Source organism: Nostoc sp. T09, from assembly GCF_002154695.1.
Lineage (GTDB): Bacteria > Cyanobacteriota > Cyanobacteriia > Cyanobacteriales > Nostocaceae > Aulosira.
Window position 1 is genome coordinate 1 of record NZ_MTAV01000159.1, and the last position, 13,186, is coordinate 13,186.

At 41.6% G+C, this 13,186-nt stretch carries 14 protein-coding genes and 1 pseudogene; 6 read left to right on the plus strand and 9 right to left on the minus strand.

The annotated features are described in order from the left end of the window. Positions 1–410 precede the first annotated feature (410 nt). Positions 411–599: pseudogene (locus BV372_RS35515) on the minus strand (IS701 family transposase); the annotation flags it as partial. A gap of 120 nt (positions 600–719) precedes the next feature. Between BV372_RS35515 and BV372_RS27800 the strand changes: the two are divergent. Next, the gene (locus BV372_RS27800) at positions 720–1,193 is read left to right on the plus strand and encodes a transposase (protein WP_086689717.1); all 474 of its coding nucleotides are present in this window, start codon (positions 720–722) and stop codon (positions 1,191–1,193) included. A gap of 642 nt (positions 1,194–1,835) precedes the next feature. Here the strand turns inward: BV372_RS27800 and BV372_RS27805 are convergent. Together BV372_RS27805 and BV372_RS27810 are read right to left on the minus strand one after the other, a co-directional pair. Further along, the gene (locus tag BV372_RS27805) at positions 1,836–3,542 is read right to left on the minus strand and encodes an amidohydrolase family protein (protein ID WP_086689718.1); all 1,707 of its coding nucleotides are present in this window, start codon (positions 3,540–3,542) and stop codon (positions 1,836–1,838) included. A gap of 2 nt (positions 3,543–3,544) precedes the next feature. Then, positions 3,545–3,781 carry a hypothetical protein gene (locus tag BV372_RS27810; protein ID WP_086689719.1) on the minus strand — a complete coding sequence of 79 codons (237 nt, stop codon included), beginning with the start codon at positions 3,779–3,781 and terminating at the stop codon, positions 3,545–3,547. A 145-nt stretch (positions 3,782–3,926) separates the two neighbouring features. On the opposite strand from BV372_RS27810, the gene BV372_RS35520 reads away from it, so the two are divergent. Beyond that, positions 3,927–4,160, plus strand: a complete 234-nt coding sequence (locus BV372_RS35520) for a hypothetical protein (protein WP_143845330.1) — start codon at positions 3,927–3,929, stop codon at positions 4,158–4,160. A gap of 2 nt (positions 4,161–4,162) precedes the next feature. Then, positions 4,163–4,402, plus strand: coding sequence for a hypothetical protein (locus BV372_RS37930; protein WP_256973492.1), 240 nt, complete (start codon positions 4,163–4,165; stop codon positions 4,400–4,402). Here the strand turns inward: BV372_RS37930 and BV372_RS27815 are convergent. From BV372_RS27815 to BV372_RS37935, 5 genes are all read right to left on the minus strand, one after another. Continuing rightward, positions 4,389–4,607, minus strand: coding sequence for a DUF5615 family PIN-like protein (locus BV372_RS27815; protein WP_256973493.1), 219 nt, complete (start codon positions 4,605–4,607; stop codon positions 4,389–4,391). The two genes, BV372_RS37930 and BV372_RS27815, sit on opposite strands and share 14 nt — an antisense overlap. After that, a complete protein-coding gene (locus BV372_RS27820; protein ID WP_086689725.1) occupies positions 4,604–4,834 on the minus strand; it encodes a DUF433 domain-containing protein in 231 nt (76 codons plus the stop codon). Before BV372_RS27820 ends, BV372_RS27815 begins: the two co-directional genes overlap by 4 nt. Positions 4,835–4,963: 129 nt before the next feature. Beyond that, positions 4,964–5,830: a DUF4435 domain-containing protein gene (locus BV372_RS27825; RefSeq protein ID WP_086689720.1), complete on the minus strand. Its 867-nt coding sequence runs from the start codon at positions 5,828–5,830 to the stop codon at positions 4,964–4,966. After that, on the minus strand, positions 5,827–7,173 hold the full coding sequence (locus BV372_RS27830; protein WP_086689721.1) for an AAA family ATPase: 1,347 nt from the start codon (positions 7,171–7,173) through the stop codon (positions 5,827–5,829). The genes BV372_RS27825 and BV372_RS27830 overlap by 4 nt, the downstream gene beginning before the upstream one ends. Positions 7,174–7,231: 58 nt before the next feature. Continuing rightward, positions 7,232–7,363 (minus strand): hypothetical protein, encoded by a 132-nt coding sequence (locus BV372_RS37935; protein WP_256973494.1) that lies wholly within the window; start codon positions 7,361–7,363, stop codon positions 7,232–7,234. Between the two features lie 122 nt (positions 7,364–7,485). Here BV372_RS37935 and BV372_RS27835 point away from each other — a divergent pair, with 122 nt between their 5' ends. Together BV372_RS27835 and BV372_RS35525 are read left to right on the plus strand one after the other, a co-directional pair. Continuing rightward, a complete protein-coding gene (locus BV372_RS27835) occupies positions 7,486–9,660 on the plus strand; it encodes a hypothetical protein (RefSeq protein ID WP_086689722.1) in 2,175 nt (724 codons plus the stop codon). A gap of 37 nt (positions 9,661–9,697) precedes the next feature. Then, positions 9,698–9,895, plus strand: a complete 198-nt coding sequence (locus BV372_RS35525; protein ID WP_143845332.1) for a hypothetical protein — start codon at positions 9,698–9,700, stop codon at positions 9,893–9,895. 721 nt (positions 9,896–10,616) lie between these two features. Here the strand turns inward: BV372_RS35525 and BV372_RS27845 are convergent. Next, positions 10,617–10,991 (minus strand): hypothetical protein, encoded by a 375-nt coding sequence (locus BV372_RS27845; RefSeq protein ID WP_086689724.1) that lies wholly within the window; start codon positions 10,989–10,991, stop codon positions 10,617–10,619. Between the two features lie 664 nt (positions 10,992–11,655). Here BV372_RS27845 and BV372_RS27850 point away from each other — a divergent pair. Next, a partial coding sequence (locus BV372_RS27850) for an NACHT domain-containing protein (protein WP_143845334.1) occupies positions 11,656–13,186 on the plus strand: 1,531 nt, incomplete at its 3' end.

A 13,186-nucleotide genomic window follows, 5' to 3' on the forward strand; every position in this document is an offset into this window, starting at 1 on the left:
CCAGGTTCTATTTTTACACTAGCCTCTCTATATATAGGGAGGCTTTTGGCTATCTTTTATCACTCAATAAATTAACGTTCAACGGCTACAACTGTCAAAAGACCATACCAAACAGACTATTTAGCCAGACACAAACAGCAATGAGCCAAAACTTTACGCTGGACTTCTCCCCAAGCAAAAAGAGCTAACTGTTATCCAGAACGACCTTCAACGTTTTTCGCTTCGCTCTTACTGGGTACAAATTGTCAAAGGGGCTAGGACGATAAGCGGGTACATTGATTACAGCAGTTTTCAGTTGGGTAGACAACAAAAAGAGTAAACTTGTATGAGTTTGAAAAAGGTTGATATAAGTCATACTCATGCCAGCCTCCTACTCAATGGATTTACGACAACGTGTAATTGTTTAATTTAACCTCATCAAATAAATCTTTAGGTTCATACCGCTCACGCAGCAAAAATTTATTCACACTATCATCAGACAAATCTTCCATTATTTCTGCCAACCTTGTGCAGCCTGGGTATTTTGATTCTGCCAACAAAAACAGAGTGTAAGTATCGAGGTTACACTTTGCGGTGGATGGCTTACTAATAGCTCTGATAGTCTCAACCCTAAATCTACCCAACATTAAGTATTATCTGCCATTTCATTGCCGCTACTGATTCGCGATCGCATTTTCAATTTCGTCCGTTAGTTTTTGCATATTTAGCAACTTTTGTCAATGCGTAAGTTCTATGGACGTGCAAAAAATGGTGAGCGATTGTACGATTGTTGCCCACGTAATCGCGGACAAAACATTTTATTGATTGGCGCATTCAGTTTGGATGGATTGATTGCGACGATGAGTATTTCAGGTAGTGTCAATACTGAGGTCTTTGTGAGTTATGTCGCAGAGGTTCTAGTACCACAACTATGGGCTGGAGCAATTGTAGTCATGGATAATTTATCGCTACATACTGCTAGTGTAATTGCAAACCTGATTGAGTCCACTGGCGCGCGTCTGGTCTTTTTGCCCCCTGATTCGCCGGATTTATCTCCTATTGAATTATGTTGGTCAAAACTCAAGCAATGTTTACGTGCAGCAAAAGCTACAACTCATGAACTGCTCAATCAAGCTTTGACTCAGATTGTGAGTGAGCAAATCTCATCCGACGATGCTTGGGGTTGGTTTGCTCACTCTGGTCTATTCATCTGAAAACCGCTGTAAGTATCCTGACAGTTAAAACCGAGGTTTCAATAGTGCAGCTGGCCTGTTTAGAAGCATGGTTCTGGGGATTTATGACTACGACATTGGTGAAGGAAAAAGCTTCCTATCCCGTTTGAAAGATTATCTATGATGGCATCCCCAGGTCAGGACAAACAGGTGATTACCGTCGTGAACATTTGTTTGTTCTCAAGCAGGAATTATCACTGTAAGAGGTTTATAAACAAGAAATAGCGGCTCTTGACGCTGAGATTGAAAAATGTTTAGCGTCTTTTGAACCCAAAACTCTAGATGCACCCCCCACAACCATGAAAAAACGGAGAAAAAAGCCCACCGCCAATCACTCAAGTTTTGATTTGCATCAATACATTTACCGCATTACAGGTGTAAAAAATACCAGGAACTGATGCTCAAAAACCTCAAGCAAAAAGCTCAGGCTCTTGCTTTAGAACTCATCCCTATTTCTGACTCAACGACATGTGTTTCTTGAAAGCACCGCACTGGCGGCGTTTTTTTGTGACTTTTTTGCCGGTTCTAAATCAATCAAGTGCGATCGCCTAGACCAACCCAGTTTCTCACTCTTTATATCTAGAAAGCTTTTTGGCTTTTTATAACCGTCGAACTCACGTTTCCTTAACACGGAGACAAAACGCTTCCCAATCTTTCACGCCCCAAGCGATCGCTCACTTTACCCCGACAAACAACCTGAACTCCATCAATATATACCACCTGCACAATCTCATCTGAACCACGCTTCACCATTCGTGGTTCACCATCCAAAACTGGATCTGATATTTCTACTTGCGGGCTAATTGGCTGATTTAAAGCATTGGGATCGAGTAAAACTATATCTGCTTTAGCACCAACTTTCAGAACGCCTGTATCAAGACGAAACCATTGGGCGGGTTCTCCCGTAACGCGAGAAATCGCCGCTTCCGGTGAAAGGAACTTGGTTGCGATCGCCTGCTTGAGCAAAGACAAAGCGCCATCATAGTAGCCTAGGTTACGCACATGAGCGCCAGCATCAGTAAATCCCGGGAAAATATAAGGATGTTGCATCATCGCCAAACGGGGTTTTAAGCGATCGTTGGCTCCTGTTGCTACCCAGCGCAAATCTGTATCGTAAGTCTGCAACACCTGCATAAACACATCAACAGGTTCCTGTTGCTTTTGGTGGGCAATTTCCGCAAAACTTAACCCTTGCCAACCCGCTTCGGGACAGTCAACAACTTCCATCAAATCTAATCGACGATGGAATGATTTCCGCCATTTACTGTTCCATTCTTGGCGAAACTGGCAACGAAAAGCTTCAGATTGCCACAATTGTTGCCGTTCTTGTCGTGACTGACAGCCATTTAGTTGTGCGCCTGTGGAGAATTCTTCAAATAAGGGCGTAACAGGGCCATCAGAGTAAATCGTGAAAGGTTCAGTTAGTGTTTGAAAACGCACATTACCATTTAAGATGCGGTTCCAGATGAACAGGATGGGGGAAAATATTCGCCACAGTTTGCGATCGTGTACAGCATCTAAAGCTGAGAGGACAGTTAGCCGCAGCGATCGCTTTCCAATCCCCGATCCCATACGCAGAATGTCTACAAAGGAAGCTAGCTTTTGTAAATTGGGAGTGACTTGAAAAACACGATCGCTTTGCCGACAGAGTTTGGCTAGCATCGCATATTCTTTAAATTTCGCGTGTTGCGAGGGAATTGTGCAACCTTGCCATTGTCCACTCATCCGATGCCAAGCAAACATATCTATCGAAACGCCAATAAATCCAGCATCTAAAGCATCTGCTGTAATTCGCTGCATAATTTTTAGCTCGAATTTGCTTGGCTGAACAGTTAAACTGCGTTCCAATCCCATAACGTAAGCGCGTAAGGCACTATGACCAAACAAAGGCGCAACATTCGGGCCAAGCGGTAACTGTTGCAAATGCTGTAAATATTCTGCTGGTGTCTGCCAGGAAAGTGACTTTTTCAGCCATTTTGCAATTAGCCGATGGGAAAGCGTCTCCACCCTTTGAAAAATATCTGCCAGCATTTGGGCTTCACCAATGGCAATTGACAAACTACAATTACCAATGACAACGCTGGTAACACCATGACGCACCGATTCACTCAGTCCTGGTGCAATTTCCAACTCTAAATCGTAGTGAGTATGAATATCGATGAATCCTGGCGTAACCCACAGCAAGGAAGCATCAACGACTTCACGGGCTTCAACAGGTAAAGAAGGAGCGATCGCCACAATCTGTCCATTTTGAATTCCAATATCCCCACGAACAGGTGCAGATCCTAAACCATCAAAAATCAACCCATTTTGAATCAGCAAATCTAGCATATTTATTTAAGAAGCTCAGACAATGTTTGAGCAGCTTTATAAGCCTCATGGGGAGACCAAACAACTGCTTGTGTGGATGCTAATTGCTTTAGTAATGAGTTTTCTTGCTTTTGTTCTTCGGTTGGTTCTAAATCGCAACCTTCTTCTCTAGCGACTTCTAGCAACAGAAAATGAATGAGGCGTAACTTGTCTTTGTGTGATAGCTGACTGACAGCCGGAAGCAGTTCATTTAGCGGCATACTGCTACTCTCAAATGGAAATTTAGTGCCATTATAAGTTGAAAATTTATTGAAAATGGCGATCGCCTGTGCTTAACTTACTGATAAGCTCTGGTTGTTTAGCAATTAGTATCGTTTTGCAGTTTAGTATTTGCATCGCGGTGTTATGTCAACGCGACCGCCTGCAATGTTAATACGTCGGTCTGTTATGCCATTGCATCGGGCTGTTATGCCAATACATCAGTCTGTTATGCCAATACATCAGTCTGTTATGCCAATACATCGGTCTGTTATGCCAATACATCGGGCTGTTATGCCAATACATCGGTCTGTTATGCCATTGCATCGAGCTGTTATGCCAATACATCCATCAGCTTACATTGCGAATGCATTGACTTAGTAGTGATTTCGGCTGGCGATCGCTACTGTAAAGTAGATGTCGTAAAAAGAGCGATCGCCAATTTTGCAGACTGCGTTAACTCTTATGTAGGGCATGAGGTGATGCGATCGCGAATTAGTAAAGTTCTAAACAATGCAGATTGGGGTTATTTAAAAGCTCTTGAATTGCATCTAATCCAGAGCGAATTAGATCTGCTACTTGGGTGGTTGGTACATTCCCGCAGCGTAGTTAAACAACTTTAGGCGGAGAACCATACAAGCGGCTCCTTTCCGCAAAATCTGCATCCTGAGTCACAATACAAAAGTCGTTTGTTTTGGCAAATTGCCATATTTCAGTATCAATACTCTCTGCCAAACTATGAAACTGAACGTGGCTGGAATCAGGGAAAATATCTACTAATTGGCTCACCAACTTACGGCTTAACTTTTGATCGAAAAGTAGCTTCAAGCAGCACCTACCGCAGCAAATAAACGATGCTCGCGATCAGCAGCAAATTCTAGACAAGCTCTAATGTCTTCTTCTGTCAATTCAGGAAAATCTTCTAAAATCTCGGCATGAGACATACCAGCAGCCAGCCAGCCCAGAACGTCGTACACTGTGATTCGCATTCGTCGAATACAGGGCTTACCGCCTCGCTTATCTGGCTCAATGGTAATAATATTGCGATAGCTCATAGTGGTTGTGGACTGCATAGTATCTCTCTCAGTCTAGAGCAGCTTAACATTGTGCTGCAACAGGTGGTAGAAAGAGCGATCGCTTCCTCAAAATAATTACAAGGTAATAGTAAATATCTAATGCGAGAGCTATAGGTCATTTCGCAAAACCTTAAATGGCTGATTGTTACTTTTCCAAGCACAAATTTCTAAGTAGAGATGTGTTTGACGAAAATAAACTGCTTCATAAGCAAGCCGCAAATTACGTTCAAGGCTGATTGGTTCAACATCAGAAGGTTTGTTTGAGCCAATTGTTTTGCGTAAGCTGAATGACAAGAGTTCTACTAGATCATGACCACAGCAAACTTGCCAAGGAGCGTGGCTGTTTTTCTTTTGCATAATTAGCCGTTGTTGCAAGTCTTCGTCTTTCAGCGAGAAGGCTTGTGATTTATTTTTTACTTCTCGAATCAGTTTAAGTTCATCAATTTGCAGCGTTTGCTCGTCAATAAATTTGCTGAATGTAATACCATCAAAGGTCAGGTTCAATCCATCACTTTGAGATATCCAAAGCAAATAACCCAACGTCATCCCCGTTTCAAGTAATGTTAATCTTATATCTCTACTAAACTGGCTAATCTTATCTTCAGAACCAAACTCAGAAATTACTTTGTTCAATGCTGGTGATTTAATCAGCATAGTTTCAAGGTCATGGGTATCGGTGCGAAGTAAATTAGGGCTGCTGTATGACAAAGTTGTAAGGCGATCAAAGTCTGCATCGACAATCGCTAAAATGCCTTGAAAACTTGATTTCTCTAAAATTTCCAGCACAGCAATAACACGCAGTTTACTGGATGGTTTTCCTGAAACGGTAATTAACTTACAAGCTAAAGTATCAATAAAGCGCTCGTAGAAAGTTTTGTCTGAACCACCTTCTACTAATACAAAAGTTCCTGAATGAGTGCTTCTTAGTAGTCTAATTTTGTTAGCATCACGGTCAACTGAAAGAAAATCTCTCACTTTTGTGGCCCTTTCAGTTCTACCGTTAAATCCCAGCGATCTTGAACGATATCTGGTGAATGAGCCGCCATGAGAATATCTAAGTCTGCAAGCTTTGTAATTTCTTGTAAATCTTTTAAAAACTGAATTTGCCATCCTACGTGAAGAGATAGTTCAGGCTCATCAATTAACACCAGAGAATTGGGCTGAACTTTAAATAGTAGTTCATATAGCAGAACTAGTTCATGTTGTTCGCCAGATGATAAATCTGTTGGCGAAAGTATTTTTGACTTGGATACATGAGATTTATATCGCGTTGTAATTACAAATCCCTCTTCTTTACTAAAGTTTATTTCTTTGTAAGAATAGGCAAACTTATTATTAATAATCTTCCTTAATAACTCGATTTTGCTTGCTATTTCCTCAAAAACACTCAGTTTCTTTCCCATGTCCTCAACATATACAGACAAAGCATTTTTAGTGCTTTCATCTATATCTTGAGGCTGGATTTGAAATTCTGTATCCTCATCTTTATCTAAAAGACCTACTTCTATCAAGCGAGAACGTGTGGCTTCAAGTTTGTTTAGTTGATGACGAAGTTGTTCATCTGTTAAATCTGCGGATGGCTGTTGCTTAACCACTCTAACTGGAAAAGTTCTGTCAAGAGCTTGAGATATTGTGCCGTATTCCTTAAATTTATCTTGCATCAGTTTAGCAAGTTCATTAGAGTAAGCAGACACAGTTGACAATATTGATGGTGTTTCACGCTCTGCTCTGGAAGCACGCTTAGGAGACAAGTTAAGCAAACGTTGTGATTCAATGAGGCGAATATGAATATTGCTTTTCAAATTATCTAGCCACTTAGGCTCTTTTTGCAATCTTAAGTTTGAGGGTGATAAACGAATAAAATCCTTGAAATCTTCTGCTACAGAAAGAGTTTCTTCATTGAAAAAATCCAGGTCTCCTAGAGGAACCCTTTTTTGTATACCAGCATCAAAAATATTAATTGAAATTCCTTGATCGGAACTATTTGTTAACAAAGTCGGAGTAAAAGAAACTCGTTTGGAATCAGGCTGATAAAAAGTAAAAACAATATTATGTTTTTCCGAATCTTCTACATTATCGGTATTTTTCTTTATTTCAAGCCTAGTACTATCATCAAATTCACCTCGAAATTTACTAAAAGGAATAGCTCTTAATTCTGAGTATTGAGAGTTGAAAAAACTATTCAAAATTCTCAATATTGCTGTTTTACCAAAACCATTTGGCCCATGAATGATTGTGATTCTTTCATCCATATTCAATGGAATCACATGGTCAAAAATTCCAAATAAGCCACTGACAGAAATTTGCTTAATTCGCATGGTTATTGAGTTTTATATCCATTGGCTTGATGACTTTGATTGTAACCTCTATCTTCTCTTACAAAGCAGAGGAGACACAAAGGCACATTTTATATATCTGTTTAGTGTAAGCTAAAACAAATTCTGAGTTATCAGCGATCGCAGCATCACCAAAACCTGCCAAAGTGGTCGATAGAATCGCTAATTCCATACACTGCACTAGCTAATAAGATGTATCATCAAATACAATACTTCAGAGAGATTACCTTTTGAGGAAAAGTTGATGAGCTACTTGTAGTAAGTCTTCTAGTAGTCGCACAAATTCCTTAAAATATGACACCCACAGTTCAAATTGCCCCCGAACTTTGCCAAGCTGTTTTCAACGAACGAATTAATGATGCTGTCATTGATGGGTGGCAATTAATGGATGCCCAGCTATATGACCAAGCGCTAAAAATATACCATCAAGCCCTCAACAGTGCTGCACTCCTCAACAGCCCTGAACGGGAGTATGTGATTCTCAATATTATCCGAGATGAACGCTTTGTCTTACAACCCTTGACTCAACTGCCGCGCCAGGAGCAAGATAAATGGATTGAGTGGCTGGGGAAGGTGCAGCAGTATGCGCTGAATCTGGGCGAAAACTCAAGTTTAGCGTTGACGCGAAGCGGCTTGTCGTTAGACATCGCACAACATTTAGAACAAGTTGCAAAAGGTTATCAAATTCTGGGACGAACCGATCTCGCTACGATCGCACTTCAAAAAGCAACCCAAGCAGCGTCGCAGATCCCGGAGGCTGTTAATCGCGCTAATGAATTTATTCAACTTGCAACTCAATGGCTGCAATTCTCAGACAAAGCCGAAGCTCAACAAGCACTTACCCAAGCTTTAGCAGCGGTTTCGCAAATTCCCACTGACGATCCCTACGCTCAGTGGAATTATCTCTACTCGATTGCATCGCTGTATATTCAAGTAGGTGAACCACAACGCGCCTTGAAATTAACCGAAAACATTGGCAGTGAGTATTACCCGAATGCAATTCGTCAAGAAGTCGTGCGCGATGCGGTAAAAAGAGGAGACTTGCATTTTGCTCAAGCTGTCACAGCTAAAATTCAAGGAGCCGAATATCAAGCCAATGCTTTGGTGCAAATGGCAGTTTATTGGGCAACTCATCATCAAGTTCGACGGGGAAATCGCCTGTTTGCCCAAGCCTTAAAACGGGTGGCGAAAGATGAGCGTGCAGAAGCTTTACAATCAACACTGATTCAAACTTATCAAACATCAGGTCAACTCACCATTGCCCTAAATGCAGCTCAACGACTCACTCAAGATGAACCGAAAGCGCTAGCATTGGGTGTAATTGCTGTTGCTTACGCAAAGGCCAAGCAATCGCAGCAGATGCAACAAGTTCTTGCCCAACTCACGGGTTTAATTCAATCGGAAACTGCCGTAAATAACGTTGGTTACGTCAACAATATACTGCAAGCTGCTGTGGAGGCAGAACAGTATAATTTGGCGATCGCAATTTTAAATGTGGTGCAAAATAACGCAGACTTTCTCTCAAAACCGGGTTGGTATCGACAAATTGTGCAAGCACCGTTGCGTTCGCAGCATCTCGACAAAGCACTGGAACTAGCAAAACAGATTCCTAATGATGTTTGGCCAGAGGAACGCAATTCTAGTCTGCAAGAAATTGCTATTGCTTATGCTAATGCCAAACAATGGAGTCAAGCTAATGAAGTAGTAACACAAATTGAAAATACCAGTTTCACCCCATATCAAGTATTAACACAGGCGGAACTTGCGGCGATAGCACCCACACCGGAACAATTCACCACTTTGATTCAAGCTGCAATTGCACAAGCACAAGCTTTAGAACCGATTCAGCAGAAAGCCTTAGCACTGGCTGCGATCGCCTCTGCATATCTGCGTTCAGGGAATGAAGAACAAACACAATCTTTCCTCCAGCAAGCAATCCAAAAGTTGCAGCAGGTAGAAGATGAAGAATATCGCGGTCGTCTGCTCAGTCAGATTACCGATTATTTAATTCAAAAGCGACAATATACTGCTGCCCTAACAATAGCGCAGGCTAATCCAGTTTCCTACTTGCGGCAATCAAGCTACGATACTATCTTCCAACAAGCACTTCCAGCCTACGGTTTTTACGTCGCCTTGCAAGTGGTAGAGCTAGACACAATACCAGATACCCAAGCGACAAAACTGCTAGCGATCGCCAAAACTTATGCTCAACTGGGGCGGAATGAAGATGCAATTGTATTACTCGATCGTGCTTTTGAAGTAGCTCAAAAGATTGCCGATCCCGAAAGCCGCATGATTCAAGTCAGCGAGTATACAGAAGTTCCCGATGAAAGCGATCGCGCCCACCAATACACCCGTTTGGTGAAACAGTATGTCGCTTTAGAAAGACCCGATAAAGCCCAACAAGTAGTTGAGAAAGCCCAGGACACATCTCTGCGCGATTACCTGCAAGCTTGGATTCATTGTTAGGGATGTAATACGTCGTAGGGGCACGGCATTAATAAGATTGCTGTATACACCAAAAGATTATCGGTGCCGTGCCCCTACAATCTCTACGATATTTTTAATTGATCGCGCTCACCAATACACCCGCTTGGTGAAGTTGTATGTTGCCCTAGGAAGGGCGGATAAAGCCCAACAAGTGATTGAAAAAACTCAGGAAACATCTCTGCGGGATTACCTGCAAGCCTGGATTTATTGTTAATATCATGTCTGGCTGATCAGTTATGATTCGGTGCCTCTGTGCAGAAAGCGGAAAATCCTCTCCTCTGCTCTTTCTGCTAGCTTAAATGATAAGTCTTTGACTGGACACGATATTATTCTATGCGTTGTTTTCAGCTACAGTTTTTTATCTCAAAAAGAGCAAACATTCAGAAAATGCCCATCCGAGTAATGACAAAACCATAATACAGAAAGTGATATATTCAGGCATCTTGACACCTCATTAACCGCAAATTTTATTAAGAGGTCACAGCTATAAACATTCTTAAATTAAAGATAAAGCACTACTCCAAGAACAACTTCTGCCCAAAGTCAAAGGCTTTATTTCCACACTTTATAACTTTAGTTAAAGGAACTCCTTCTTAAAGTTGATGTAATAGCAGCCAAATCTAGCATTGAATACAAGTTTTTGAAAAAATATCCTTTGAATAAAAGTTTGTAAACTCCTGATAACTGATAGTAGTAACACAAATACCTCAAATCATGACATCCACTGTTCAAATTTCCTCTGAATTTTGCCAGGCTGTTCTCTACGATAAAATTAATGAGGCTGCCATTGATGCGCAGCAATTGATGAATACCCAGCGGTATAACTTAGGGATGAAAAGATCCCATCAAATCCTCAATTATGTGATTGTTAAATTGCTGAATTATATTGTATAGGGCGATCTCGGTTCGAGAAAGGTAGCGATCGCCCACATCAATTAACTTGTAACCAAAACCGATTTTTTGCGGCTGGGACGCTTACGGTCTGATTTTTTCTTCAATCCTACTGCTTGCGCTTGATCGCTATCTGAGCCATATTGCCCGCGTACAACTTCTTTCATCGCTAATATCGCATTATGGAATTCCCATTCTGCCAATCTAGCCGCATCAGCCGCCGCACGGTATAAAGCTAATTTCTCGGTTTCCGCTTGTTGCTGCACCATCATCGCCTGATAAGCTTGCTGTATGTTTGCAACAGAAGCATCAGCACGGGATGTGTCATAAGTACCGATGGTTTGCAAACCGTGCAATGAGTCAACATCTTGACTAATGACTAGAGGACGCAACCGATTTGTTGTATTTTGAAGAGGCATTGAGATATACGTACTAAACTATATATTTAATGTGCCCATTAAAACAAAAAAAACTTAACAGTAAGATGAAATTTTTAGCTAAAACAGGATTAGAGAGGCTTGCTTAACACTTGCAAGTCTATGTATTGGCATAACAGACCGACGTTTTAATATAACAGCGCTATGTATTGGCATAACAGACTGATGCATTAATATAACAGCGCGACGTATTGGCACAACAGACCGACGTTTTAATATAACAGCGCTATGTATTGGCATAACAGACCAATGCATTAACATAACAGCCCGATGCATTAATGGCTCAACCGTGAAGCGCTGCTATTTAGCTGTAATAATATGGCGATCGCTCATGGTTGCATTGTGCAACAGGGGTAGTGGTTCATCTCATTAGTTCTGAAGGGTTGTGAGGGATCAGATCCCCGACTTCTTCAAGAAGTCGGGGATCTTGTAAGCCAGCAAAATTAATGCGATAGACCTGTAGAAAAAGCGATCGCTAATTTTGTAGACTGTGTTAGCTCTGGTGTAATACCGTTTCCCTTTAATTATGATAACAATACGTTGGTAGAGAACAATGCCGTGCCCTTACGCTGCTAGAATTTGAGCTTATACTTGTTATTAATACGGCTTAAGCAACAACTTCAGCCCTTAAGCAGCCACTTCCTGCATGAACGCTGATTTTCAACAATACCTAGAATCTGTGTGTGACGCTTACCAATGTTGGTGGGAAAAGTACACCATTACAGATGTAGAAGGGCGTAGACAAAACTCACCGTTTGAGGGCTTGATGGTTGCAACGGTGTCGCCAAAGCAAGACAACCGAGGTGACACCCAGGATAAAACAGAACGCTTACCAGTGCAGGAAGGGTTACGTAAATATGCAGACAATCATGTATTACTTGTAGGCAAACCAGGTTCAGGCAAATCAACAGCCTTAGCGCGGCTGTTGTTGGAAGAAGCAGAGAAAGCAAAATCTCTAGGCGATTCCGGGTGTATACCCGTGCTGGTAGAGTTGCGGCAATACACAACTTCAGTGCTGGATTTGATACAAAATTTTTTGCAACGGCATGGATTATATATAGATGTAGAAATAAAAACCTTGTTGCGTAACAGGCAATTTTTGCTGCTTGTGGATGGGGTAAACGAGTTACCCAATGAAGAAGCAAGGCGAGAGTTAAAAACTTTTCGGGAAAATCACCCCAAAACTCCAATGATTTTCACTACGCGAGATTTGGGGGTAGGTGGTGATTTGGGAATTGAGCAAAAGCTGGAAATGCAACCCCTAACGGCAGAACAGATGCAGCAGTTTATCCGCGCCTATTTGCCCGAAACAGGTGAGGAAATGCTACGGCGGTTAGGTGAAAGATTGCGTTCCTTTGGGGAAACGCCTTTGCTGCTGTGGATGCTGTGTGAGTTATTTCAACAAACAAACGATATACCGCCGAATTTAGGTTTGGTGTTTCGACAGTTTACACAATTTTATGTCGGCAAAATCAAAGATGATGTTCGAGTAGTTGAGGAGTTGCGCGGCTGGTGGAAGCAGTCATTGGAAGCATTGGCTTTTACCATGATGCAAGGAGAAACGCCAACAGAATTGCGAATTATCATTGATAGGCTTGAGGCGGAAGAAATTTTAACGAAGTTTCTGGAAGGGAAAGTAGATTATCCGCCTACTCGCGCCAAAGAATTGCTGAAAGATTTACTCAAGCATCATTTAATCCAAATTAGTAGCAATGAAACAATAGAGTTTCGCCACCAGCTGATTCAGGAATACTACGCTGCGGAATGCCTACTTCAGAAGCTTCCCCATATTAGTAATGAAAATTTGCAACGGGATTATCTAAATTATTTAAAGTGGACAGAACCTTTAGCGCTGATGTTGGCTTTAGTGGAGAAAGAAGCGCAAGCAGTAGGCGTGGTGAAGTTAGCGCTAGAGGTGGATTTAGAGTTAGGGGCAAGGTTAGCAGGAGAGGTAAAGCCAGAGTTTCAGAAAAAAACAGTTGATTTAATTCTCGGGTTAGAAGTTTCTGAATTGCTCAAGATAGAGTTTTTAGGGAACACACGCTCTCGGCACGGAGTTGAATTTTTAATTAATAGACTACAACATAAAGATTCTGATGTGCGTAGGATTACCGCATATGCATTAGGACAAATCAAAGATAGCCAGGCGGTAGCACCATTGATTCAAGCTTTGCACG